This is a genomic window from Gemmatimonas aurantiaca T-27 (assembly GCF_000010305.1).
Lineage (GTDB): Bacteria > Gemmatimonadota > Gemmatimonadetes > Gemmatimonadales > Gemmatimonadaceae > Gemmatimonas > Gemmatimonas aurantiaca.
Map to the genome: position 1 here is coordinate 1,401,261 of NC_012489.1, position 25,880 is coordinate 1,427,140.

The 25,880-nt window shown below is 65.7% G+C and carries 21 protein-coding genes; 12 read left to right on the forward strand and 9 right to left on the reverse strand.

The window, feature by feature from the left end; all coding sequences use genetic code 11:
* The first annotated feature begins 54 nt into the window (after positions 1-54).
* The 5 genes from GAU_RS06000 to GAU_RS06020 are packed head-to-tail and all read left to right on the forward strand — an operon-like array spanning position 55 to position 6,571.
* Positions 55-1,059 carry a Gfo/Idh/MocA family protein gene (locus GAU_RS06000; RefSeq protein WP_012682666.1) on the forward strand — a complete coding sequence of 335 codons (1,005 nt, stop codon included), beginning with the start codon at positions 55-57 and terminating at the stop codon, positions 1,057-1,059.
* Entirely contained in the window at positions 1,059-2,366 is a 1,308-nt protein-coding gene (locus GAU_RS06005; RefSeq protein WP_012682667.1) for a DUF4105 domain-containing protein, read from the forward strand. Before GAU_RS06000 ends, GAU_RS06005 begins: the two co-directional genes overlap by 1 nt.
* A gap of 10 nt (positions 2,367-2,376) precedes the next feature.
* Positions 2,377-4,308, forward strand: coding sequence for a hydantoinase/oxoprolinase family protein (locus GAU_RS06010; RefSeq protein WP_012682668.1), 1,932 nt, complete (start codon positions 2,377-2,379; stop codon positions 4,306-4,308).
* Entirely contained in the window at positions 4,305-4,985 is a 681-nt protein-coding gene (locus tag GAU_RS20525) for a uracil-DNA glycosylase family protein (protein ID WP_012682669.1), read from the forward strand. The genes GAU_RS06010 and GAU_RS20525 overlap by 4 nt, the downstream gene beginning before the upstream one ends.
* The gene (locus GAU_RS06020) at positions 4,985-6,571 is read left to right on the forward strand and encodes a hydantoinase B/oxoprolinase family protein (RefSeq protein WP_012682670.1); all 1,587 of its coding nucleotides are present in this window, start codon (positions 4,985-4,987) and stop codon (positions 6,569-6,571) included. The genes GAU_RS20525 and GAU_RS06020 overlap by 1 nt, the downstream gene beginning before the upstream one ends.
* Here GAU_RS06020 and GAU_RS06025 read toward each other — a convergent pair.
* Together GAU_RS06025 and GAU_RS06030 are read right to left on the reverse strand one after the other, a co-directional pair.
* Positions 6,568-7,458, reverse strand: a complete 891-nt coding sequence (locus GAU_RS06025; RefSeq protein ID WP_012682671.1) for an MBL fold metallo-hydrolase — start codon at positions 7,456-7,458, stop codon at positions 6,568-6,570. The genes GAU_RS06020 and GAU_RS06025 overlap by 4 nt on opposite strands.
* A 54-nt stretch (positions 7,459-7,512) precedes the next feature.
* On the reverse strand, positions 7,513-8,217 hold the full coding sequence (locus GAU_RS06030) for a Crp/Fnr family transcriptional regulator (RefSeq protein ID WP_041265308.1): 705 nt from the start codon (positions 8,215-8,217) through the stop codon (positions 7,513-7,515).
* Between the two features lie 177 nt (positions 8,218-8,394).
* Between GAU_RS06030 and prfA the strand changes: the two genes are divergently transcribed.
* From prfA to GAU_RS06060, 6 genes are all read left to right on the forward strand, one after another.
* Entirely contained in the window at positions 8,395-9,465 is a 1,071-nt protein-coding gene (gene prfA / locus GAU_RS06035; protein ID WP_012682673.1) for a peptide chain release factor 1, read from the forward strand.
* Positions 9,458-10,468, forward strand: a complete 1,011-nt coding sequence (prmC, locus tag GAU_RS06040) for a peptide chain release factor N(5)-glutamine methyltransferase (protein ID WP_041265309.1) — start codon at positions 9,458-9,460, stop codon at positions 10,466-10,468. Before prfA ends, prmC begins: the two co-directional genes overlap by 8 nt.
* Positions 10,469-10,539: 71 nt before the next feature.
* Entirely contained in the window at positions 10,540-10,890 is a 351-nt protein-coding gene (locus GAU_RS06045) for a YlbF family regulator (RefSeq protein WP_012682675.1), read from the forward strand.
* A gap of 9 nt (positions 10,891-10,899) precedes the next feature.
* Positions 10,900-11,637: a dTMP kinase gene (gene tmk, locus GAU_RS06050; RefSeq protein ID WP_052574268.1), complete on the forward strand. Its 738-nt coding sequence runs from the start codon at positions 10,900-10,902 to the stop codon at positions 11,635-11,637.
* An 85-nt stretch (positions 11,638-11,722) separates the two neighbouring features.
* The gene (locus GAU_RS20530) at positions 11,723-13,372 is read left to right on the forward strand and encodes a S41 family peptidase (protein ID WP_012682677.1); all 1,650 of its coding nucleotides are present in this window, start codon (positions 11,723-11,725) and stop codon (positions 13,370-13,372) included.
* Positions 13,373-13,392: 20 nt separating this feature from the next.
* Positions 13,393-15,018 (forward strand): endonuclease/exonuclease/phosphatase family protein, encoded by a 1,626-nt coding sequence (locus tag GAU_RS06060; RefSeq protein ID WP_231847959.1) that lies wholly within the window; start codon positions 13,393-13,395, stop codon positions 15,016-15,018.
* A gap of 81 nt (positions 15,019-15,099) precedes the next feature.
* On the opposite strand, the gene GAU_RS20535 is transcribed toward GAU_RS06060, so the two are convergent.
* The 7 genes from GAU_RS20535 to GAU_RS06095 are packed head-to-tail and all read right to left on the reverse strand — an operon-like array spanning position 15,100 to position 25,170.
* Positions 15,100-15,777 (reverse strand): LolA family protein, encoded by a 678-nt coding sequence (locus tag GAU_RS20535; RefSeq protein WP_169307606.1) that lies wholly within the window; start codon positions 15,775-15,777, stop codon positions 15,100-15,102.
* 47 nt (positions 15,778-15,824) lie between these two features.
* A complete protein-coding gene (gene aroF, locus GAU_RS06070; RefSeq protein ID WP_012682680.1) occupies positions 15,825-16,853 on the reverse strand; it encodes a 3-deoxy-7-phosphoheptulonate synthase in 1,029 nt (342 codons plus the stop codon).
* A gap of 9 nt (positions 16,854-16,862) precedes the next feature.
* The gene (locus GAU_RS20540; protein ID WP_012682681.1) at positions 16,863-17,621 is read right to left on the reverse strand and encodes an MBL fold metallo-hydrolase; all 759 of its coding nucleotides are present in this window, start codon (positions 17,619-17,621) and stop codon (positions 16,863-16,865) included.
* Between the two features lie 19 nt (positions 17,622-17,640).
* Positions 17,641-18,705 (reverse strand): hypothetical protein, encoded by a 1,065-nt coding sequence (locus GAU_RS22425; protein ID WP_012682682.1) that lies wholly within the window; start codon positions 18,703-18,705, stop codon positions 17,641-17,643.
* Positions 18,702-22,277: a chromosome segregation protein SMC gene (gene smc / locus GAU_RS06085; RefSeq protein WP_012682683.1), complete on the reverse strand. Its 3,576-nt coding sequence runs from the start codon at positions 22,275-22,277 to the stop codon at positions 18,702-18,704. The genes GAU_RS22425 and smc overlap by 4 nt, the downstream gene beginning before the upstream one ends.
* On the reverse strand, positions 22,277-23,662 hold the full coding sequence (locus tag GAU_RS06090) for an SPOR domain-containing protein (protein ID WP_012682684.1): 1,386 nt from the start codon (positions 23,660-23,662) through the stop codon (positions 22,277-22,279). Before GAU_RS06090 ends, smc begins: the two co-directional genes overlap by 1 nt.
* On the reverse strand, positions 23,659-25,170 hold the full coding sequence (locus GAU_RS06095) for an SPOR domain-containing protein (protein WP_041265311.1): 1,512 nt from the start codon (positions 25,168-25,170) through the stop codon (positions 23,659-23,661). The genes GAU_RS06090 and GAU_RS06095 overlap by 4 nt, the downstream gene beginning before the upstream one ends.
* A gap of 104 nt (positions 25,171-25,274) precedes the next feature.
* Between GAU_RS06095 and GAU_RS06100 the strand changes: the two genes are divergently transcribed.
* The gene (locus GAU_RS06100; protein ID WP_231847960.1) at positions 25,275-25,829 is read left to right on the forward strand and encodes an ECF-type sigma factor; all 555 of its coding nucleotides are present in this window, start codon (positions 25,275-25,277) and stop codon (positions 25,827-25,829) included.
* Positions 25,830-25,880: the final 51 nt, after the last annotated feature.

Consider the following 25,880-nt stretch of genomic DNA (forward strand, 5'->3'; position numbering starts at 1 on the left):
CGGCAGCCGGTGTTCGGCACACGATCAGACGGATCGACATCCCTGGAGGCGTGAATGAAGGACGGCGTTCGCATCGCCGTGGTCGGCACAGGCGCTATCGCCCAACTGACGCACATCCCGGTTCTGTCCAAGCTGCGTGGCGCATCGCTGGTGGCGCTGTGCGACAATGACGGCGCCAAGGCGCGCGCGCTCGCCGACCGGTTCGGCGTTCCCGACGTGTTCACCGACTTCGAGGAACTGCTCGACAGCGACGAACTCGACGCCGTCGTCATCGCCACGCCCAATCACCTGCACGAGCCGCACGTGCTCAGCGCGCTGCGCCAGAAGCTGCACGTGTTGTGCGAGCGGCCGCTGGCCCTGTCACCGCGCGGCGTGGAACGCTGCCTTGCTGCGGCGCAACGGGCCGAACGGGTGTTGGCGGTGGGGCACAATCATCGGTTCCGGACCGATGTGCAGGCGCTGGATCAGTTCATTCGGAACTCGGAACTGGGGCAGGTGACATCCATCCGCGCCGGCTCGCTGCAGGTGCGTCGCAACGCGGACGGCTGGCGCAATCGTCGGGCCGAATCGGGTGGTGGCGTGTTTCTCGAGCAGGGGTTTCCGTTGCTCGACCTGGCTCTCTGGCTGGCGGACCAGCCGGCGCCGGTGCGCGTGAGTGCCAACATGCGCCGCGGTCGTGGCGCGGGCGCGGTGGAAGACACCATGCAGGTCTTTCTCGAATGCGAGAATGGTCTGGTGTTCATCATGGACCTGTCCTGGTCGCATGTCGGCGACGAAGATCGCTGGTGGTTCGAAGTGCACGCCACACGCGGTTCGGCGCGCCTGTCGCCATTGCGCGTCACGAAGGAGCTCAACGGCCGCGCCGTCGATGTGTCACCATCCGGTGCGGCGTCGCGCGAAAGCCCGTTCCTGCAGAGCTATCGCGCAGAAATTGCGCACTTCCTGGCGATGATCCGCGGGGAAGTGGCGTACGAGCCACCCGCCGAACAGGTGATGGTGCAGCGCATTGTCGATGCGGTGTACAAGGCGGCGGATGACGGAAAGGAGATTCGGTTCTGATGCGTCGTGGGATGTGGTGCGCCGCGTGGACGCTGCTGGCCGGACTCGTGGCCTGCAGCCCCACCGGTCCAGCGGACAATGTGCCCGTGACCCCGCCGCCCCCGGCGCCCGGTGTGTCGGCGGCATTGGACAGCACCCGCGCATCCCGCGGCGAATCGCTCGAAGTGGCGGTGTACACGTACGGACCCGGTACCGAGATCTTCGAACGTTTCGGTCACATCGCCCTGGCGGTGCATGATCGCACGACCGGTGAAGACGTGGCGTTCAACTGGGGGATGTTCGACTTCAACCAGCCGAATTTTCTCACCCGCTTTCTCACCGGCGACACGAAGTACTGGATGGTCGGCTATCGCACCGACCAGTTCAACGCCGCGTACCAGGGCGAAGATCGCACGATCCGCAAGCAGGTGGTGGCTTTGACACCGGTGCAGCGTGGCGCCTTGTACGATTTCCTGGCGTGGAATGCCCAGGAACAGAACAAGTACTATCGCTACGACTACTATCGTGACAACTGCTCCACCCGCGTACGGGATGCACTCGACTGGGCATTGGGTGGGGCGCTGAAGTCGGCATTCAGCACCACGCAGGGACATCACACTTGGCGGGATGAAACGGCGCGGATCACGGCCACTGATGTGCCGGTGTATGCCGGCATCCAGGTTGCCCTGGGGCGCAACGCCGATGCCCATCTCGACGCGTGGGGAGAGTCGTTTCTGCCGGAACGTCTGGCCGATCATCTGGCCACCACGCGCATCGGCAACAGCGCCATCGTGCAGAGCGATTCGGTGATCTTCACGGCGCAACGCACTCCACTGCCCGCGGCCGCCCCACAACGGTTGTGGATGGGGGCTGCACTGGGGTTGCTGCTGGCCGCGTTGGTGGTCGCGCTGTCGCGTGCGGCGCATGGCGGAATGCGTGTGGCTGGAACGGCTCTCACGCTGTTTGGTGTGCTGTGGTATCTGGTGGGCGGCTTGGTGGGCACGGCGTTGCTGCTGGCGGCGACGGTCACCAAACACGCGCCCTACATGGGGAGCAATCTCTCGCTGCTGCTCTTCCACCCGCTGCTGTTGCTCGTGGCGGTGTTGTGGGCCTGGCGAGCCGCCGCTGGACGCGCCGGGCGTGCGGTGCGCGCAATGGCGATCCTCTCGGCGGGGTTTGCGGTGGTTGCACTCGTCCTCATCCACATCCCCGGCTTTACGCAGGGCAGCATGATCGTGGTGTTTGCGGTGCTCCCGGTGCATGTCGCGTTGGCCTGGGCCGCGCGGAACGCCAAGATGAACGCAGCACCACGTTTGCCGCAGTCCTGAGCCGGACGCCGTGAACACCAAAGCCGGAGAGGGCACACGGGCTGGCACCGTGGCCGTGGGTATCGATGTGGGCGGGACATTCACCGACCTTGCGGCGGTGCATGACGATGGCGCGGTCTCCACCAGCAAGGTGCTGAGCGTGCCGGGTGATCGCGCACAGGGAGTGCTCGATGCGCTGCAAGCGGCCGGCGTGGCCGCGTCGGCGGTGAGTTCCATCGCCCATGGCACCACGGTGGTGACCAACCTGCTGCTCGAACGACGTGGCGCCCGCGTGGTGGCCTGTGCCACCCGGGGGTTCACCGATCTGCTGGAGCTCCGTCGACAGGAACGGGCGGCGCTGTATGACCTGTCGCAACAACATCCCGCGCCACTTGTTGCGCCGGACCAGGTGTTCGGTGTGCCCGAACGCATGGCACCCGAAGGAGTCGTCGAACCGCTCACCGACGCTGGCATGCATGCCGTGGTGCACGCCGTGCTCGATGCCGATCCGGAGACGATTGCCGTCACGCTGCTGCATGCGTATGCGCACCCGGCACACGAGCAGCAATTGGCTGAGGCGCTGCGCGCGGAGAGCGCACGTCGTGGCACGGCGGTTGATGTGATCACCAGCCATGACGTGTTGCCGGAGATCCGCGAGTATGAACGCATGGCCAGCACGGTGGCGGAAGCGTACGCACGTCCTGCCGTGCGCCGGTATCTCGATGGATTGAGTAGTCGCTTGTCGGCACGTGGCTATCCGGCGCCCCGCGTGATGACCTCATCGGGTGGCACCCTCACCGCAGCCGTCGCCGCGCAGCATGCGGCGGCCTTGGCGCTCTCCGGACCGGCCGGCGGCGTGACCGGTGCGGCCGCCGTTGCTCGCGCCCTTGGTGTAGCGCGCGCGTTGACCATCGATATCGGCGGCACCAGCGCTGATGTGGGATTGATCGAAGACGGTGAACCGCTGGTGGAACGTGGCGGCAATGTCGCCGGCGTGCCGATTGCCTTGCCACGGGTGTTGGTGGAAGCGGTCGCCGCCGGCGGTGGCAGTATCGCGTGGTTGGACGATGGTGGTGCGCTCCGTGCTGGTCCCGAGAGTGCGGGTGCCGCGCCTGGCCCGGCGGCCTATGCTCGTGGCGGGGAACGGGCGACCGTTACCGATGCGCACGTCGTGCTGGGCACGATTGCCGCCGGCGACTGGAGTGGTGGGGTGCGCATCGATCGCAATCGTGCGCGTGCGGCCCTTGCCGCGATCGCCGATCCCCTCGGTGTTTCCGTGGAGCGTGCCGCGACCGCCGTGATTGCCACGGCCGATGCGACGATGGCCCGTGCGCTGCGTCGTGTCTCGGTGGAGCGGGGGGTGGATCCACGCGGTATTCCCCTGATCGCGTTTGGTGGCGGTGGCCCACTGCACGCCTGTGGTCTCGCACAACTGCTGGGCATGCGGCAAGTCATCGTGCCGCCACATGCTGGCGTGTTGAGTGCGGTGGGCCTCGCGCTTGCGCCGGAACGCCGTGAATCACTCACGAGCTGCACACGCGCCCTCTCGCAATGGTCCGACGACGAGATGCGCGTTCTGCTGCACCAGGCCGCCCGGGTATTGGCCGCAGGGGAGATGTCGCTCGAAGCACGATGGTCGTTGCGTGCTCGTTATGTTGGCCAGGGCTATGAACTGGATATTCCCGTGACACTCGACGATAGCGTCTCGCAGGTGACCGACCGTTTTGTCGCGCGCCACGAACAACGCACCGGATTCACACTCGATCGCGAGGTGGAGTGCATCAGTGCGCGGACCACGTTGAGCGGTGTTGCCCGCACGGTGCGCTGGCATCGCACGCAGCGCGCTGACACCGTGCATGGTGCGGCGGTGGTGCCATTGCCCGACGCGACGTTGCTCGTCGCTGCTGGGTGGACCGCGCGTCCCCTCGATATCGGTGGATGGATGCTGGAGGCCGACGTATGACCGCGACCCCACCACCACGCAACGAGGCGCGCATCCGCGGGATTTCCGTACCGATGCTCGTGCCTGCTGATGGACCGGTGCATGTGTTGCTGGTGGGAGAAGCGCCGGGACCGCGGGGTGCCGACAAAAGTGGCTATCCGTTTTTTGGGGACGGCGCCGGGCAGCATCTCTATACCGCGCTTGGGCGTCTGGGGGCGATGTCATTGCCACCAGCGACGCGCACGATGCCGTGGGATGGCGCACGGTTTGCCGCGGCCGGGCTTCGGCCCGAGCCACACGGCGTGGCACTGGGCAATGCGCTCGATCGGTGTCCCACCGACAACGGCATGACGTTTCGCACGCCCACTCGGGCAGAGCTCGAGAACGATCTCAATCTCGCGCGCCTGCATGCCGAAATCGCGCGTCTGTTGCCACGCGACCTGCGTGGCATCGTAACCTTGGGCAAGGTTGCGGCACGCACTGTGGAAGCGTGCCTGACGCGGTATCCGGTGTTGGCGGCGAAGGTTGTCACGCGTGCGGTACCCCATCCGTCGGCGCAGGGGCTGCTGTCCATGGCGCCCAATCGTGGCAAGGGCGCACGATTGGCCGATCTGCAGGAAACGTGGATGCAGCAGTGTGTCGCCGCCGTGATCGAAGCGGGCTATCCCGCTCCCGACACCTCACCGGCATCACGCTGATGTCCACCCGTTTCGATGCACTCGAACTCACGGTCTTTTCGCAGGGTGTTGCGATGCTCGCTGAGGAGATGGGTTCGTTGCTCGAACGCAGCGCCATCTCGCCCAACATCCGCGAACGACGGGATGCCTCGTGTGCCCTGTTCGATGCCCGTGGACGTATGGTCGCACAGGCCGCGCACATCCCGGTGCACCTCGGCGCGATGCCGGAATCCGTCGCGGCGGTACGCGCCGCTGGTGCGCGGGCCGGCGAGGTGTTTCTGCTCAACGACCCGGCGCATGGTGGCTCGCATCTTCCGGATCTGACGATGGTGGAAGTGATCGCCGATGCGCGGGATGCCGCACGCATCATCGGCTACGCGGCCGTGCGTGCGCATCACGCAGACGTGGGCGGGATGAGTCCAGGAAGCATGCCGTTTGGTGCCACGGAGCTGTTCCAGGAAGGACTGATTGTGCCGCCGGTGCGCATCGAAACCGATGGAGCCGCCCACGTCGATGTGCTGCGCTTGGTGCTGGCCAATGTGCGCACCCCGGCCGAACGCGAGGGCGACCTGCGGGCGCAGCGCGCCGCGTGTGCGGCCGGCACGCGCGGGTGGCAGGCGCTGCACGCCCGCATGGGGGAGTCCATGCTCGATGCCGCCATCGATGCGCTGCTTGACTACACCGAGCGTCGTATTCGTGCGCGCCTCGCCATGCTCGAAGGCGCCAGTGGCGTGGCCCGTGATGTGCTCGAGAGCGACGGAGTGGACGATACGCCCATTCCCATCGTTGTGTCCGCGCACGTGCGTGCGGGCACCCTGCATCTCGATCTCACCGGTACGTCCGGAGCGGTACGTGGCAATGTGAACGCACCGCCCGCCGTGGCGCGTGCTGCGGCGGTGTTTGTGTTGCGTGTGTTGTGCGATGACGATGTGCCCGTGAACGACGGTGTGGCACGCGCGGTGGCGCTGATCATTCCCGATGATTGTGTCGCCAACGCCAGGCGTCCAAGCGCGGTGGCCGCCGGCAACGTGGAGCTGTCACAGCGCCTGACAGACGTGTGTTTTGCGGCGCTTGCTGCCGCCGCCGCGTCTATTGGTGCTCACGGGGTGATCATCCCGGCCGCAGGGCAGGGCACCATGAACAATGTCACCCTGGGGGCACCCGGCTGGACGTTCTACGAGACGCTGGGCGGAGGTCAGGGCGCGAGTCGTCGTGGTGACGGGCCGGATGCGGTGCACGTGGGCATGAGCAACACGCGCAATACGCCCATTGAATCACTCGAGCGCGCGTATCCGTTGCGGGTGGTGGAGTACGCCGTGCGTCGCGGGAGTGGTGGGGAAGGCACCTACCGCGGCGGCGATGGTGTCGTGCGGCGCTATCAGGCCATGGAACCATGCACGGCAACGTTGTTGACGGAGCGTCGTGCCGTGGCACCACCAGGAGCGGAAGGTGGCGCCGCCGGCACGGTTGGCCGCAACCTGCTGAATGGCGCCGTGCTTCCCGCCAAGACCCGCGTGGCGATGCGTGCCGGTGATGTCCTGACAATTGAAACACCAGGTGGAGGCGGCTGGGGCTCTTCGGCTACACCAGCGGCACCACTCGCCTAGACAGACAGCGACAGACCTTCCCACGCGGCCAGCACTCTGAGTGCGCTGCCGGCTTCGGCGCCCTGGCGACGTGCACTCTCCACGATGCGCTCTACTGCGTCGTCGTCGCGGTCGGGATGATGATGGAAAAGCGCGAGCGTGCCGACCCCACAGGCGATGGCCAGGCGCACGGCCTCGCTGGCCGAGGAATGTCCCCAGCCGACGTGCGTGACCAGTTCGTCGTCGGTGTACGTGGCATCGTGCACGAGCAGTGGCACGTCGCGCAGAAAATCGTACAACGACGCGAGCCATTCGAGATGCGCGGCATCGGAATTGGCATACGCCAACTCATTGTCCGGTGCGTAGGCCATCACCGGCCCGTTGGCATCGTCGATGCGAATGATGGCCGCTTCGCCCGGATGATTGGCACCGAATCGGTGCACCGTATACTCACCGACCGCAACACTCTTGCCCGGAGCCCACTCATGCGCCAACAGTTGGCCCACGAGGCCATCGACCTGCGGGAAGAGTGGCGGACTGACCAACGTGTTGAGGAAGGCTGGCAAGCTGTCCTCTCCACCATCACCACACCACACATGCATGGTGCGGGTTCTGGCATGCAGCGGCGCAAAATGCGGCAAGCCGATGACATGATCCGCGTGCCGATGCGTCAGGAACAGGTGAATGGCGGCGTCTGTCTCGGGAGAGCGCTGCAAATGCTGCCCGAGGCAACGGATACCGGTGCCCGCATCGAGCACGAGCGCAGGCCCACCGGAACCCCGCACTTCCACGCACGGGGTATTGCCCCCGTAACGCACGGTGCGAGGCCCCGGCGACGCGCAGGTGCCGCGGGTTCCCCAGAAGCGAACCCGCGCACGCGGTGACGGAGGTGTGGGAATGTCTGACATTGGACGCGACGTATGCCGGTAAGGGCGACGCGCTGAGAGTCGATTGGCTCTCGCTCAGGCCCGGGGACGAGCCCTGCTTTCCAATGCCCCACGATTGACGATCGTCACGACACGCCGCTGGACCATGATCATACCCTGATCCTGGAACTCCGACATGGCGCGCGAAACGGTTTCGCGACTCGCGCCGATCATTTGCGCGATCGTCTGGTGCGTGAGCTGCTTGACCAGCGATGCCGGTTCCCCGGGAGTCGCGTGTTCCAGTAACACCTTGGCCACACGTCCCGGCACATCGAGCAGCACCAGGCTGCCAATCGTGCCGTCGGCCTGACGCAGGCGACGCGACAGCTCCACCATGAGCTCCCAGGCCACCTTGGGGTTCTGCTCCACCTGCCGGCGGAATTCCGGCCGGCGCAGCACCAGCAGGCTGGACGCGTGTGTGGCCACGACGTGCGCTGAACGCGGACGCCCATCGATGAGCGCCAGCTCGCCGAAGTGGTCGCCAACGCCGAGCACCTGCAAAATCACCTCGCGACCGTCGTCACCGACGAGGACTACCTTTACCTCGCCGGATCGAACTACATAGAGGGCGTCACCGGCATCACCTTCGGAAACAATCAGCGCGCCCTTGGCGAACCGCTGTTCACGAGTGACTTCGGCGAAACCACGGACCGCCGAGCGCTCCAGCTCCCGGAAGAGTGGGACGGTGGAAAGAAAATCGGTGATGCGCTCGAGCGAGACGCTCATCGTGGGCGGCGTCATACGGAGTGGGGGAGAGCCAAAGGTCACCATATGTAATCACCTCGTTTCGTGTATCTTTCCGTGATACCCGCAGTCTGCAGACGGGTCCGCGACAGGGGCGCTTCGGTTGGCACCGACGTACCCTAACCGAAGGGGCCGTCGGTCCGCCGTGACCGATATCACGAATTTTATCCCAGTATGCTGAGTCACCTTCGCGACCGAATGGCCGAGGCGCTGCAACGCGCCATCGAAGTGGAGCAGCTCCTCGCCGATCCTGAGACGACGAAGGATGCGCCCCGTCTGGCCGAGCTCGGTCGTGAGCACCACCGGCTGGCCCAGGTTGTGGCCCGGGCCACACGCCTGCAGAAGGCCGAACAAGAGCTGAACGAAGCCCGGGAACTCGCCAACGGTGACGACCCCGACTTTGCCGCGGAAGCCCGTACCGAAATGGTCCGTCTCGAGGAAGAGACCGCGGTTCTCGAGAAGGAATTGCTGCCGTTGCTCATCCCGCGGGATCCTCTGGACGAGCGTCCGGCAATCGTGGAAATCCGGGCCGGTACGGGTGGCGATGAAGCCGGTTTGTTTGCCGGCGACCTGCTCCGCATGTACACGCGGTTTCTCGAACGGCGTGGCTGGCGCATCGAACCCATCTCCTATTCAGAAGGCACACTGGGTGGAGTGAAGGAATCCGTGTTCAAAGTGTCGGGTGACGGCGTTTTTGGTGTTTTGCGGTGGGAATCGGGTGTGCATCGGGTGCAACGTGTGCCCGCCACGGAATCCCAGGGGCGTATCCACACCTCGGCGGCCACGGTGGCCGTTCTGCCGGAAGCGGAGGAGCTGGACATGCGCATCGAGGACAAGGATCTGCGCATCGACGTTTTCCGCTCGTCAGGCCCCGGCGGCCAGAGCGTGAACACCACCGATTCGGCCGTGCGTATCACGCATATCCCCACCGGGATCGTGGTGTCCCAGCAGGACCAGAAGTCGCAACTGCAGAACAAGGCCAAGGCCATGGACGTGTTGCGCGCGCGTTTGCTCGACCTGCGTCTGTCCGAGCAGGAAGCGGAGCGGTCGCGCATGCGCAAGTCGCAGGTCTCCACAGGCGACCGGTCAGCCAAGATCCGGACCTACAACTTTCCGCAGGGCCGCGTCACCGATCATCGCGTGGGGCTGACACTGTATGACATCGACAGTGTGATGAACGGTGAGATCTCGTCGTTTCTCGATGCTCTCGCACTGGCGAATGCAGAAGAGAAGCTGAGTGCCTGAGGGCGACCGCGCCGCCGCGTTGATGCGCGACGTGTCGATTCACGAGGCGTCGATTCGCGAGGTGTCGATTGGCGAGGTGTCGATTCGCGACGTGCTGATGCGGGTGACGCAGGCGTTGTCGGAGCACGGCCTCGCGGAGGAATCCGAGGGCGCGTTGATCGATCCGTCGCAGGAAGCGCGCTGGCTGGTGGCGGCCGTACTCGATTGTTCGCCGGCCGAACTGACCCACCGCCGTGTGGCTGGCGAATCGCTCGATGCGGCCACCCTCGGGCGTATCGATGCGGCGCTCCACCGCCGCCTTGCCGGCGAGCCGCTGGCCTATGCGACAGGCAGCGCGGCGTTCCGGGAATTGGTGCTGCAGGTGGACCGCCGGGTGCTCATCCCGAGACCGGAAACGGAAGTGGTGGTGGGGGAGGCGCTGCGGGTGACGTCCATGCGTCCGGGTGGCATCGCCATCGACATCGGTACGGGGTCGGGGGCCATCGCGCTCAGTCTCGCGTGGGAAGGCCGGTTCGACCGCGTCGTAGCCACCGATCTCTCGCAGGATGCACTCGACGTGGCGAAGGCCAATGCCGAGCGTCTCGAGGCGATGGTGCATGGCTCACGGCACAGCCCACATGGCGTGGCGCCGGTCGAGTTCCGGCTCGGTGCGGATCTGGCCCCGGTGACCGAGCTGCGCGCCCGTGTGCTGGTATCAAACCCGCCGTACATTGCGTACGATGAAGCGCACGCGCTGCCGTCGAGTGTGCGTGACTGGGAACCCCCGGTGGCGCTTTTTGCGGCAGAGCAGGGTATGGCCCGGTATCAGGCAATCGTGTCTGGCGCGCGGGCGATTCTCGAGCCGGATGGTTGGATCGTGCTGGAGCTGGACGCCAGGCGTGCGCAGCAGACCGCTGCGCTGGCCCGGCAGGCGGGATTCGTGGACGTCCACGTCATCGCGGATCTTGCCGGCCGCGAGCGTGTGCTGGTGGCACGCAACGGCGACGGCGCCGCATCGCAGTAAGTACCACCTGCATCATCCGGCAGCACCCGACTACCGCCCACCTCGTTGTTCACGGCCAGGAGGCCGCATACATGCTGGAAGACAAGGCAAAGGAACTCGGCCGCATGATCGGCCAGAGTGACGAATACAAGGCCGTGAAGCGTTCGAGCGAAGGCCTCAACGCCGACCGTGAAGCCACGATGGTGCTGCAGCAGATGGAACAGATCCGTCAGCAGGCCCAGGCGATGTCCGAACGCGGGGAAGAGCCGACGGCCGAGATGGAGCATCAGCTCGAAGGGCTGTTCTCGCAGGTGCAGAGCAACAGCAACTATCAGCGCGCCATCTCGGCGCAGGACAATTTCGACAAGCTGATGTTGCGCGTGAACCAGTTGATCGCCGAAGGCATCCGCGCTGGTGCCACCAGCCAGATCATTCTGGGCTGACGCCACCGCATGCGCGCAGTGGAGGAAGACGTGATGCACCACGGGTCGGGTGGCGCCGTGGAGGCGGTGCCCGGTCTGTTTGTGGTGCTCGAAGGCGGAGAAGGTGTGGGCAAAACCACACAATGGAACCGCCTGGCGTCGGCGTTGCGCGCCGTTGGTCATGAAGTGGTGGCGGTGCGCGAACCCGGAGGCACCCAGGCGGGTGATGCCATTCGCACGCTGTTGCTCGACCCCACGTCTTCGTTGTCTCCTGGCACGGAAGCCCTGTTGTTTGCGGCCTCCCGCGCGCAACTCGTGGCCGACGTGGTCGAGCCGGCGCTCGCGCGTGGTGCTGTGGTCCTGGTCGATCGTTTTTTGCTGTCCACGTACGCCTATCAGGGCGCAGGACGTGGGCTGCCGCTCGACATGCTGTCGAGTGTGAACCGATTGGCGACCGGTGGACGGGCGCCCGATCTCACGTTGTTGTTGAACGTCCCGCTCGATCTGGCCATGGCGCGCGTGCAGGCGCGCGGTGCGGCCGATCGCATGGAGCTCGAAGACGCGGCGTTTCACGTACGGGTACAGGCGGCGTTTGTGGCCGCGCTTTCCTCGACGTGGCAGCAAGCGCATCCCGAAATCGGTCCGGTGATTGCCGTGCCGGCGCAGGGCGACATCGATACGGTCACGGTGCGATGCCTCGAGGCGCTCGTGCAGCGCTGGCCCGCGCGATTCACCGCCGCAGCGACGTCGCTGCTGCACGCGCGGTAAGGGGCACGCCAAGATGCTTACGCAGGTGATGTACACGCAGGTGCTGCAGGCACTGGTGCTGGTTCGTTTGCGCTTTCACTGACGCATGCCGGATATTCTTCCCGACACTCCCCGTACGCCGCCCCGACGCATCCGCGCGGTTGCCGCGGCCATCTTTTTCGTGGCGCTGCTTTCGCTCGGTGGCTGGTGGGCCGGACGTGAACTCACCGCTGGGGAGCAGCCCTCGCGCGCGCCACTGGGCGGCGCGCGCCTGTTCGATCAGGTGGTCGCCACCATCGCGCAGCGCTACGTCGATTCACTCGACGCGACGCAGGTGTACGACAAGGCCGTCGCCGGCATGTTGCGCGAACTGGGCGACCCCTACACCACGTATCTCGCTGAAGACCGCCTGCGTCGGCTGAATGAGCAGATCAGCGGGACTTATGCCGGTATCGGTCTGCAGATCGATATTCGCGAGAGCTGGCCGGTGGTGCTGGAGCCCATCAACGGGGGGCCGTCGGAACGCGCGGGCATTCTCGCCGGCGACCGGATCATCCAGATCGGCAAGGAGTCGACGCGCGGCTGGACGCGGGACGAAGTGTCGCGCGTGGTTCGTGGACCTCAGGGCACCGCGGTGAGTTTTGTCATCGAGCGTGGCGATCAGCACATCCCGCTGTCGATCGTGCGCGACAAGGTGCATCTCCGCGCCGTGCAACGTGTCGCGTTGCTGCCCAATGGGGTGGGCTACGTGGATGTGAACGTGTTCAGCGCACAAACCGCCGATGAGTTGCGGGCGGCCGTGGATTCGGTCGTGCGGATGGGTGCGCGCGCGTTGGTCATGGATCTGCGCGGCAATCCGGGGGGATTGCTGGAGCAGGGCGTTGCGGTGGCGGAGTTGTTCCTCGACCGCGGGCAGAACATCGTGCAACTGCGCGGACGGCCAGGCACACCAAGCCAGTCCTACACCGATTCGGTGCCGCAGCGCTGGCCCACCCTGCCGCTGGCCGTGCTGCTCGACCGCTCGAGCGCGAGTGCGTCCGAGATCGTGGCCGGTGCGCTGCAGGACCATGACCGCGCCATCGTGCTTGGCATGACCAGCTTCGGCAAAGGCAGCGCGCAGAACGTGTATCCGTTGTCCTCCGGCGGCGCGCTGCGTCTGACGATTGCGCGGTGGTACACGCCGCTGGGACGCGGCATCAATCGCGCGCCGGCGGTGGATGCCGATGGCGAACCAGAACTCGATACAGGACTCGTCACACTGCCCGATACCGTGAAGCCACGCTATCGCACGGATGCCGGGCGCACGGTGTTCGGCGGCGGTGGCATCACGCCGGACATTGTGGTCGGCGACACGGTGCTGCCCATTCCGGTGCAGGCGCTGGCGCGGGCGATGGGCAAGAATCTTGGCGCCTATCGCGACGCACTGGCGCGGGAAGCCCAGGCGCAGCGCCGCAATGTGAAGTCGCCCGGAGACCCGGTGACGATGGAGATGCTGAATGCGGTCTATCGGGAGCTGGAGCGCCGCAACGTGGCGCCGCCACGTGCGATCTTCGACGCGGCCACGCCATGGGTGTCACGTTCGCTCGGCTACGAAATGACCCGCGTGGCGTTTGGCAACGAGGCCGAGTTCCTGCGACGCACGCAGGACGATGCCACGCTGCAACGCGCGTCGTCGGTGCTGCAGGCATCCCGTACACCGCGCGATGTGTTTGGCAATATCGAGAAGCCCACGGTCACGGTGCCATTGCGTCCGTGATGGGTGGGCTGGACGAGGCAATGACTGACATGAACGGCGCGGGCACATTGGCGAAGCAAGAGAAATCGCGGGCCCACCGATGGCATGCCCGGGTAGTGACCATGGCGTCGCTCGCGGTGTGCGCCGTTTCGATGAGCTGCGCATCGCGCGTCCGTGCACCGGGCGATTGGTTCGATGCGCCGAATGTCGTGGAACCCATCACGCTCGATGGGGACTTTGGGGATTGGTACGGCATCACGCCGCTTCTGCAGCAGCGCGACGCATCTCCGATCGTGGCTGTGTCGGCGGTCGATAGCCCGCACTACCTGTATCTGTCATTGTCGTTCCGCGACAGCGTCAATCTGCAGGCCATGCCGGGCACCCTGCATCTGCTGTTTCGCACCGGCGCGGCAGGCGGAGCAGGGCATGCGGTCTATGGTGTGAACGACGTGGATTTTGCCGTGGACTTCTCGCGCCTCGACAAGGTGCAAGCGGGTCCGCGCGGTGCGGGGATGGCGGTGCGGGTCGCCACCGAACAGGGGCTCGGTGAGTTCCGGTCGCCCTACGATCTCGACGTGGCCGCGTTGCCAAGCTGGGAGGCGGATCGTTTCGAGGTCCGCATCGCGCGGGCGCCGCGGGGCTGGCTCGGTCACACGGAACACATCGTGCACATCACGCCAGTGTTCGTGACGACCGATTCGGTGGTGCACCGCTCACCCACTATGCCGTATCGCCTGCGCACGGTGACATCGACGGCGCCGCGTCCGCGCATCGATACCATCTTTGCGCCGTCGCCCGGGGCATTGCGTGTGGCGCAATGGAACGTGTCCGAAGGATCGTTCCGGAAACCGGAGATGCACGCCCGCCTTCTGGCAGCGGTCATGCCGGATGTGGTGATGCTCGACGAGGTCTATGAACAGGTCACGGCAGACTCCCTGCGTCGATTCTTCGATTTGCCGGCGCTGCGTGCTCTGGGGCCCTGGCAGTTTGTCCTCGGTGGAAGTGGTGGTCGGCAACGCACGGTGGTGGCCGCACGGCGGCGCGCGGTTCGGCCCGTGGAGAGCATGGCTGCCATGCGATACATCGACGGCTCACTCGACAGCCTGCGGCGCATCACACCACCAGCGGGACATCGCCTCATCGACATCGAAGAAGCCGCACAGATCTCGAGTGTCGGCGCTTGGGTGGATGTGCATGGCACCGAGACGATGTTCGTCCCACTGGATCTGCAGAGTGGGGGATACGCCGGCAGTGTGCACGACAATCTGCGGGTGCTGCAGGTAGAGGCCATTCGTCGATACATTCGCGCGGAGATCGCGCAGCGCGGCGATTTTCCACTGGTGGTTGGCGGTGACTTCAATGCGGTGGGCAGCTTTCGGTCCGTGCGGTCGCTGATCCCTGAGCCCACCGAACATCCGAGCCTCAGGCTGGCGCAGGTCCTGCGGCTTGCGGAACAGTCCATGGTCACCTGGCAGAGTGTGGAGGCCGCCCAATTCTCTCCGGGTCAGCTCGATCTCACGCTGTTCCGCGGGTTCAATCAGAACGGCGGGTTCGTGTTCACCACTGAAGACCTGAGTGATCGCCTGCTCGCCAAGCTGCGCATGACCCGCGAGACATCCGCCAGCGTCAGTGATCACCTCATCGTGGTGACCGATCTGGTGCGATAGGTGCCGGAAAACACGACGGGCCTGCTCTCGAGTGAGCAGGCCCGTCGTGCCTTCACATGGCATACATCAGGAAGGTATGCATCACATCTTGGATGCGACCTTCACGCCCTTGGGCACGTTGAAACGAAAAGCATCGGCAGGAAGCGTGGCCTCAGGCGACCAGGTCGTGAGCGTGATGGTGCGATCGACGCCCTGACCATCGACTACCTGTACCCGCAGTGGTCGTGGATCCTTTTCATCGAGCCAGAGCACGGCCTTCTGGAAAGGCGCCGTGCCCGCGGCCTTCGGGATCAACTGCACCCGTCGCGCCGCACGCCCATCGACCGGTGACGATTCACCACCACTGATGGTGAATGCCTTCTTCGGCGTGTCGAGCAACTGGCTCAACAGGTCGGCGACAATGGCGCCGTCGGCGTCGGCAGGCAGCTTGAGAACCTGACCGGGCGCACTGCTGGGCAGGTACACCCACAACCACTTGCCGTCACCCACGATACGATCGCCGGCTGGTTGCGTGAAGGTGATGGAGAGCTTGCCCGGGCGCTCCTGCAGGAACACACCCTTCGAATTCACCGTGCGCGCCAGCAGCGGGTTGGTGATTTTCTGTTCGAAGTCCGCCCGCAAGGTGTGTGTGCCGGCCCACGCCTTGGCGACACGCTCATACGACGCGTCGGCCGTTCCCTGCGCGCCAACACTCGTGGTCATGAGAGCCGCCACGCATGCAGCCGTGACGGCCATCACGACGGATGGTCTGGAAGTCATCGTCATTGTGATCATGACGAAAAATACCCCGACAGCCCGTACCGGGTTCAGGTGAGCGTGGGCACGGACCGGCCAATCGCCTGCGCGATCGTGCGCAGTTGTAGCACCAGCTCCGCAAACTGTTCCGGATAGAGCGATTGCGCGCCATCGGACAGTGCCTTGTCGGGCTGCGGATGCATTTCCACGAGAATGCCATCGGCACCAGCCGCCACCGCCGCGCGTGCCATCGGCGTAACCTTGTCGCGCAGGCCCGTGCCATGGCTCGGGTCGGCCACGATGGGCAGGTGCGAAAGCTTGTGCACCACCGGGATGGCCGTGAGATCGAACAGATTCCGCGTGGCGCTATCGAACGTGCGCACGCCACGTTCGCACAGGATCACGTTCGGATTGCCTTCCGCCAACACGTACTCGGCGCTCAGCAGCAGATCGTTGATGGTGGCCGCCATGCCGCGCTTCAGCATCACCGGCTTGCCCAACGTGCCCACGTATCGCAGCAACGAGTAGTTCTGCATGTTGCGCGCGCCGATCTGAATGCAGTCGGCATACTCGGCCACGAGATCGGCACCCCGTTCATCCATCGCTTCCGTCACGATGGCCAGCCCGGTCTCACGACGCGCGAGCGCCAACAGCTCGAGCCCCTGCTTGCCGAGTCCCTGAAAGGCATACGGCGACGAGCGCGGCTTGAAGGCACCACCACGCAGGGCGGTGCCTCCAGCGGCACGCACCAGACGCGCCGACGTGAGGATCTGCTCCTCCGACTCCACCGAGCACGGACCGGACACGATGGGTACTTCGTCGCCGCCAAAGCGCACGCCCGGCGCAATCTCCACGATCGTGTTGTCGCCCTTCCATTCACGCGACGCCTGGCGATACGGCTTCTGCACAATGAGCACGCTGGCGACGCCTGGAAGCCCCTCGATGTACGACCAATCCACCTTGGCATCATCACCAAGCAGACCGACCGCCGTGCGCACTTCGCCCGGCATGGGGAGGGGCTTGAAGCCCTGACGCGTGATCTCTTCGCATACCCGATCGATTTCGGACGAAGAGGCGTTGGGCTGCATCACGACCAGCATGTCACGTCCTCAGAAATGTGTAGACCAGCCGTCGGTGGCCACGATCGTGGGACCGGCGTATTGCTCCGCGACTTCGGCGTGGATATCCACGGCCTCGACGGGCGGATAGAAGTGCGTGAGCACGAGCTGACGAGTCTGCGCGCGGGCGGCCAAAGCCCCTACCTGGCGTGGTGTCAGGTGCTCGCCGATGGCCATGTCGTCCGGCAGCGAGCATTCCGCCAACAGCAGATCGCAATCCCGCGACCAGTCACCGAGTGCCTCGCTGACACCGGTGTCCCCGGTGTACACGAGCCGTCGATTTCCCTCACTGATTGAATATGCCACGCTCTCCGGGGTGTGTGGTACCGGATGGGAGCTCAGCTCCACCCCACCGGGCAGTCTCACGATCTCGTCGCTGCCAAGATCACGTACCGTCACGGGAAAGCCGGGGGCGAGCATCCAGCCGCCATGCACGGCCGCCATGCGCTCGATCAGTGCTCCGGTCCCGACCGGGCCATAGATCGTCACTGGAGTCGAACGTGGCGGCAGTTGCCCCCAGCGCCACCCCATGATCAGCAGGGGCAGATCCGCGATGTGGTCGGTGTGAAAGTGCGTGAGGGCCACATGCGTGATGTCCTGCCACGCGACACCGAGGTGCGCCATCCGGTGCACGGCCCCACTGCCACAATCGAGCAGCAGGCGAATGTCGCCCGCTTCGACGAGGTGGGCGGCGGAAACCCGTGACGGGTGCGGAGCAGCGGTGCCCGTGCCGATCGTAGTGAGCTTCATGACGAAAGGGAGTCGCTGGTCAGCGGCCGCGGAAGACGATGCGGCGAAACAAGGGCGCGCCCCGGTCAGCCTGGAAGCGGGCCAGGTACACCCCTGGCGCGACAGTCCGCCCATCGGAGGCCGTGCCGTTCCACACGAATCGGCCATCACAATTGCTGTTGCCACCGGCCACGCCCCGGCCATAACGGCCGGCTTCGAAGCGCGAGGTGCCGGACTCACCGGGTACGATGGCGCGCACGAGGTTACCCCGCAGGTCCAGGATATCGAGCTTGACGTTGGCGCCCGGCTCCTTCACATCGAACCAGAAGCAGGTGTCGAATGACGTCGCCGATGGGAAGGGATTGGGAAAATTCTGGAAGAGCAGCGTCGTCGTGGGAACCAACTGATCGGTGATCACGATGGAGCCGAGGTTCATCACCTTGTAGGACGCGCCATTCGGCAGCCATGCGCGCACGGACCAGCGATACGACGTATTGGCTTGAAGGTCGGTCGCCGGTCGAAAGGTCGTTTCCGTCAGGCCACTGACACCCAGCTTCGGTTCGTTTTCATTCTCCAGTACTTCGATGTCATAGCGCCATGGGCCAATGAGTGGCGTGACCTCGGGGCTGTGCCACTTGAACAACGGCCGACGGATGTCGAGCGGATTGCCGCTGGGCGAGTTGAGCGTGTCCAGTGTCACCCAGGCCGGAACGGCTTTCGGGCCAATCGGCGCCGATTCGAAGACGAGGCCGGCCAGTGCTCGCACGCGAGCACGCCAATACACCGCGGACACCGGCGGCAGGGGACGTGTCACCTGGATGGTGAACGACGTATCCATCGACGTGAACGTGCTGTCGAGCACCAGTCCGATGAAGTCCGACGATGTCGATACCTGAAACGTGATTTGCAGCGGACGTGCCGGTCCGAGCCCCACGGCCAGGAAGTTGATGGCCGGCGTGACCGTCGTGAGCAACGTTTCCCGCGGACCCTCCAGGAAGATCCCCTGCGCATCCAGCGCCCGTGGCGCCAACGCAGGAACGACAAGCCCCGCCACCAGAAGCAGCAGGGCCTTCGTCACACGCCGCAGCCACGCCGCCGCCGTCATGCCGGCAGGGGTTCCGGCTCCGATGAATCGCTGGCGTCCGGTACATCGTCCACCGAGTCTGCTGGTGCCTCCGCCGAGGTGGTGTTCGATGTCTTCTCGTCCACCGCCGGTCCGTTGCGCAGACGCACGCTGACGATGGAGGACACGCCAGGCTCCTGCATCGTGACACCGTACACCGAATCGGCCGCTTCGGAGGTGGTGCGCGGGTTGTGCGTGATCACGATGAACTGGGTTCGCGACTTGAAGTCGTTCAGCATCTTCACGAAACGCCCGATGTTCTGGTCGTCGAGCGGCGCGTCCACTTCGTCCATGAGGCAGAAGGGGCTCGGCTTGGTGAGGAAAATGCCGAACAGCAACGACAGCGCGACCAGTGCCCGTTCACCGCTCGAAAGCAGGTGAATACGCTGGGTCTTCTTGCCACGCGGCGAGGCATGTACTTCGATATCGCAATCGAGCGGCGCGTCGGGGTTCTCGAGGCGCAGGTCGCACTCGCCACCGCCGAACATCCGCAGGAAGATCTGTCGGAAATTCTCACGCACCTGCGAGAACGTCGCCAGGAACAACTCGCGCGCGGTGCTGTCGATTTCGCGGATGGCCTGGTGCAATGACTGCTTGGCCGCCACGAGATCGTTGCGCTGTGAGGTGAGGAACTCGAGACGACGCTGTTCTTCCTCGTGTTCTTCGATCGCCAGCGGATTCACGGGGCCCAGCTCGTCGAGCGCCGTGCGCAACTGCGTGGCTTCGACGCGCAGGTCGTCCGTGCTGAGATCCAGCTCTTCGAAGCCGGCCAGCAGATCATCGAGGGAACGCCGCCACTCGGTTTCGAGGCGCTGACGGATCGCTTCACGACGTCCCGACAACTCGGTGTGGCGCAACTGCGCACCGTGCAACTGTTCGCCCAGCGCGCTGGCGCGGCGACGGGCTTCGTCGAGTGCGGTTTCGCAGCCATCCAACGCGGCGTTGGCCGCGGCCACCGCGCGCTCGGCCTCCCCAAGCCGCCCATCGGCATCGGCCAGCGACTTCCGCTCGGTCTCGAGCTCGGCCCGCCAGGTGTCGAGCTGCGTCACGAGATGCTGGTCGGCATCCGACAACGTCGACAGCTCACGCGCCAACGATTCGAGACGAGCGGCGGCCGTGCTGTCTTCTTCCGACAAACGCTTTTCGCGATCGATGGCCACCGACAGACGCGCCTGCGCCTGGGCCTGCGCCACCTGCCAGGTGGCACGCGCTTCACGCGCCTGCTCCTGCTCACGCTCGGCAATCGACAAGGCCTCACGTGCCTGATCGATGTCGCTGTCGGCCTCTCCGGCCCGTGCATGCAGTACATCGGCCTGCTGCGCGAGCTGCTGCATGCGCTGCTCGAGTTCCTGCAAGCGCGAAACCAGTCGCTCGGCCAGTGCACTGCTTTGTGCGAGCTCCCGCTCGGCGCGTTCGCGACGCCGCTCCACTTCCTGCTGAACTTCGGTGGCGCGGCGTGCTTCCTGCTGCGCACGATTGTGGCCTTCGGTGGCCGCCTGCTGCGCCCGTTCGGCTTCGCCAAGGGCCAAACGCGCCGCTTCGGCGGTCAGTGCCGCTTCATCGCGCCGGGCATCGGCGGCGGCCAGGTCCGACTCGAGACGATTGAGTTCGGCGCGGCGCTGCAGTGGGCCGGGGCCCGTTGCCGTACCAGGCAGAAACACAGCGCCGTGTTCGTCCACGAACGCTTCGCCGCTGTCCACCGCGCGGACCTTGCCGAGCAACGCCCGCACCCAGCGCGACGTGGGGCCACTGGCCTGCACGCTGCCAGCGAGCGCGCCGTCATCGGCACCGAGTTCCGTGACCACATCGAGCGGCAGCAGCAGCAGGGGACCAGGCTGCGTTTCCGTGTGCCAGCGACGCACCGCCGCCGCCGCATCGGCATCACGCACCACGATCGCGTGCATGGTGGCGCCGAGATACCGCTCCACGAGACGCGCCGCGTCACCATCCGCGGTGACGAAGTCAGTGAGCGGCCCCAATACCGCGCCTTCCCCGAAGCGCTCACGTTCCTTGAGCAGCTTCGCGCTCGATGGCGCCAGACCCACACGCTCACGTTCGAGCGCGGCCAGCGCGTTCATGCGCGCTTCGAGCTCGGTGCGCAGCTCCACGGCGCTGGCGAGCGCACTGCGTGATTCCGCGTCGGCAATACGCGCCGTGGCGGCAGCCAGACGGGCGCCCTCGAGATCGTCGAGTGCCTCCTGTGCGGCCAAACGCGACGTTTCCACTTGATCGCGCGCGGCCAGCAGTTCGCGTTCGATGGTGTCCAACGTATCGGCCAGCGTCTGCCGTTCCAGTTCGAGCGCATCACGGCGCTGTTCTGTTTCGGTCTGCTCGCGCGCGGCACTGTCGCGGTCGAGTTCCAGGCGACGGGCCTGATCGCGATGCTCACGCACCTGGCGCTCGAGCTGGTCGAGCACCGAACGTTCCCGCTGCACACCCTCACGCGCCGTCTGTTCGGCGGTCAGACGTTCCTGCAGCGCTTCACCGGCATCGCGCAGATCCTGCTCGAGCGTCGTGCGATCGGTGGCCGCACGCTCACGGTCTTCGCGCAGGCGACGGCCAAACGCTTCGTTTTCCTTGCGTTCTTCTTCGGCCCGCTCGCGACGCATGGTCGTGCTGCGCTGCCGTTCTTCCGACACGGCCAGTTCGCGCTCGAGCTTTTGCGTGCGGTCGCGCTGTTCGCTCGCCAGACGCGCCAACTCCAGGCGGCTCGCTTCCGCGGTGGAACGTGCAACATGGGCTTCTTCGCGCTGCAGTTCGGCACCGGCAATGGCTTCTTCCGATCCCGGCACATCTTCGCGCAAGGTGATCAGGCGACCATCGAGCGCTTCGAGTTCGTCGCGCCAGGCGGCCATTTCGCGCGTGGCCAGCGAGATCTCCACCTGGAACCGGCGCGACGTGAGCTCGGCATGGCGCTCCGCACGACGACGCTGACGCGCCAGCGAACGCACCTGGCTCTGCACTTCCGCAATGAGATCGTCGAGACGCGCGAGATCGACCGTGGTCTCCTCGAGGCGACGTTCGGCGCTGCGGCGACGGTCCCGATACAAGCCTACGCCCGCTGCTTCTTCGAACAGCTCGCGACGATCATCCGGTCGATCGGAGAGCAGGGCATCGATCATCTTGCTTTCGATGACCACACCCGAGTCGGCACCGAGGCCGGTGCCACGCACCAGATCCTGAATGTCGCGCAGACGGCACGGCGCGCGGTTGAGCAGGTACTCGCTTTCGCCCGAACGCAGCAGGCGCCGCGTGATCACCACTTCCTTGAACGGGACGGGCAGCTCGCCTTCGGTGTTGTCGAAGTGCAGCGAGACTTCGGCCATGTTCACGGCCTTGCGCGCGGACGAGCCGTGGAAGATGACGTCTTCCATCTTTGCGCCACGCATCGCGCGCGCGCGCTGCTCGCCGAGCACCCACCGCACGGCATCGGACACGTTCGACTTGCCGGACCCATTGGGTCCGACGATGGCCGTCACACCTTTTTCGAACACAAACTCCAGGTGATCGGCAAAGGCTTTGAAGCCATGGACTTCGAGCTTCGTCAAACGCACTAGAACCCTCTCCCCGTTCGATATGCCAGCACAGGCGCCACGCCGACGGCGCGCAAGGAATCCGCAAGCGCCATAGCCTGCGTCGGTGATTCGAACGCGCCGGTGTACACCGACGCACTGCCGTCCGCCTGACGGAGTGCGTAGGCCATGATGCCCCGCGTGCTCAACGCCGCCAGACGTGCCGACACCAGCGCTGGTGTCACACGCGTCTCGAGGCGCAATGCAAACGGCACGGAGACGATGCTCCCCGCGCCAATGATCTTTTCACTGCGCAGGCGTGCCAGCAGCGCCTCCGCTTCGGGTCGGGACGCGGAGGCGCCAACGGTCACCCGGAACCACTGTTCGCCACTCTCCACCACCGGCGACAACGCCACGGCTTCCAGCGCCCGGACCTTGCTGTCGGGCATGGCGGCCGCGCGTGTATTCGCGGTGGCGAAGTAGATCGCATAGCGTGCCGCCACCGTACTGTCGGACAGATTGTCCACCGGCAGCGGCGGTGAGACCGGCGCCACGGACGAATCCAGTGGCACCACACCACTGTCCGATACGGGCGTCTGTCCCGGCGCGGTGGAATCGGGGCGCAACGCACTGTCCATCGGCGTCGGCGGCACCACGGTGGCAGCGCTGTCGGGTGCAACACGGCCCAGCAGAGCGCGTACGGGCGCCGGAAGCTGGGTCAACATCTGTGGCCACATGGCGCCAATGCCGATGGCCACGGCGCCCAGCACCAGCAGCAACGCGAGGATACGGTTGCGACGGCTGACCACGTCCACCTGCGCAGCTTCCCGTGCACGACGCGCGCTCTCGCGCTCAGGCGGCGGAGTGGGTTCCGGTTGCGGTGGTGGTGGAGCCGGCGGTGCCAGCAACGGGACACCAGGAGGCGTCGGAAACGCCGAATCTCCAGTGGGCATCAACGCGCCCATGAAGCCACAGAGCTCGGCAAACCCCGCGGTGGAAGGACGTGCCACCACGATCAGCAGTGCGCCGACCTGATGGAAACCGGCGGCCAGACGACGCCAGCGATCGTTGGCGTACACGGACTCATGATCCACCGGCTCGGTGCCGCTGGGCATGACGAACACGTTCTCCGCATCCCGCATCGGGCGCGCAATCTTGTTGAGCGACACCCCATACAAAAAACTGTCGGCGATACCGTGCGGATCATCGCCAGTGAGCAGCGCTTCCAGCGCCGGCGATTCACCCAGCAGATCCGCGATCGCCACACGCCGTCGCTGTCCCTGCGTGCGCGCCACACCGATCGCGACCTGCGTGGACACCGCCGGATCGTTGGCCGCAATCACCACCGCGCACACACTGTCCAGCAGCGGCGCGAGTCGGCGACCCTCCAATTCCCACTTCTCCGGAATCAACCCCGGACCACTCATGGTGCGCCCTCGAAGATCCAATAATTCTGTCCTGCCTGTTTGCCCACACGCTCGGCTTCGGCGCGTGTGGGGAACGGGCCGAGGACGACTCGATACACCGTGGTGCCATCACGATCAGTGGTCGTGATACGTGGCACGAGACCATCCACACGAATGCGCCCGGCCAACGCGCGTGCCTGGCGTTCATCGAGCAGTGCGGCAAATGACACCGTGAACGTGGACGCCACCGCCGGTGCGGTTGGCGCGGTCGAATCACCACGGGCGGCCCCTGTCGTGTCGGGAGCGGTGACTGCTCCTCCGGTCGCGGACACGCTGGTGTCCCGCGGCGCACTGTTGCGGAACTGCACGGGCTGATCGAGACCAGCCGCACGGGGACGCAGACCGTTCCAACGCAACGTGTGCCAGAACTGTTTGGCGCCGCCTTCGATGGTGCGCATATCGGCCAAGGAAGACGGATGCGCGAGCACGACATCATCGCCCCGCGTGATGGCAATCGATCCATCGGCCATCACGAGTGGCAGGTCGGCGCGCCATTCGCTGCGCACCACACCAATGACGGCATCACCGCCCAGGCTGACCACATACACGGAGTCACCCGCGCCACGCGCCAGCAACATGCGTCCCATCGGATCCATGCGCAGCGCGCTGGCCGGTGAGGGCAGGCGGATGCGACCGGTGACACCCTCCTCGAACCGATCGACGATACGCAGCACCGATTCATCTTCCAGCGCCACGAACAGACGGTCGCCACTCGGCGTGGCCGCGATCGCCATCACCGGATCGCCCATGTCCACGTTGAGCGCGATACCGAGGTCGCGCGTACGAATCGCGATCACGTGTTCATCGGCCGCGAAGTACACACGGTCGCCCACGGTCCCTGCGGTGGCGCTGATCGTACGCCGGATGGTTTCCACTTCTCCGGACGCCTTGATCGACACGCTGTCCGACACCGCCTGATTGGGAGGGCGTACCCGTCGCACCTGTACATCGTTGTCTTCCGCGCCGATCAGGATCACCGACCCATCGGGTTGCGAAAAGAGCGCGTCGACGGGATGGATGGGGCGATAACGCCAGTCGCTGCCACTCGGCGTATATCGCGTGACCTCACCACTGCGGGTCAAACCATAGATCGCCCCACCGTCCGCCGACACGAGAGACCGTACGGTGTCGGCACGCGACGTGGTGACCGTCCCCAGGCGCAAGTCGATGCGGACCGGACTGCCCCCGGTATCGATCGCGGCGAGATACCCGTCCTCCGCGCCAAACGCGATGACTTCGGTGAGGGGCGGGACGCGTGACGCCGAGCGCCAGATCGTCGTATCGAGGGCCGGGTAGCGGACAGCCGTCAGGATGCCGCCGTCTCTCGACAGCCGCAGCACCAGGGGGTCAGGGCCACCGGGGATAGTGGGGGCGGCGTCGGCTCCGGCAGGGCGGGACGAGCGATCGGCACAGCCGCCGGCAACACCGCACGCGAGGAGCACGAGCGCCGACGCGAGAAGCGTGCGCACGGGGGTAAAGTACCCGACCGGGGACGGTGGAGGGAGGGGCTGACGGTCAGGCATTCCGGTAGCATATTCGGCGACATATGCCCGCGCCCGCTTCGCCCCCCTCCTTGACCGAACTGCTGCGCGCGGCCCAGGCCGGCGATACCGGTGCGCGCGACCGGGCGGGAACCGTGGTCTACGAGGAGCTCTACAGCCTGGCGCGGGCCTACCTGAGCCGCGAACGGGGCGACCATACCCTCCAGCCCACCGCCCTGGTCCATGAGGCCTACCTGCGTCTGGTGGGCCAGATGGCGCCCTGGAAGAACCGGGGGCACTTCTTCGGTATCGCCGCGCAGATGATGCGCCGGGTGTTGGTCGATCACGCCCGGCGCGCCACGGCCGATCGTCGGGACCGGCAACGCTCCGTTCCCCTGGAGGCTGCGGAAACGGTGTCGCTGGATGACCTGGCCACGGGGGGCGCCGAGGACGTGCTGGCGGTGCATGATGCGCTCGAACAGCTCGAACGGCTCGATCCCCGGCAGGCCCGCATCGTGGAATTGCGATTCTTCGTTGGACTGTCGCTCGAAGAAATCGCCGAATTGCTCGACATCTCGCCTGCCACGGTGTCCCGCGACTGGGCCATGGCACGTGCCTGGCTACGGGTGCAGCTCCGGGACAGTTGATCTCACACGGTCGGCACTGGGCTTCAGCATGACCATGGTGATGTACGACAC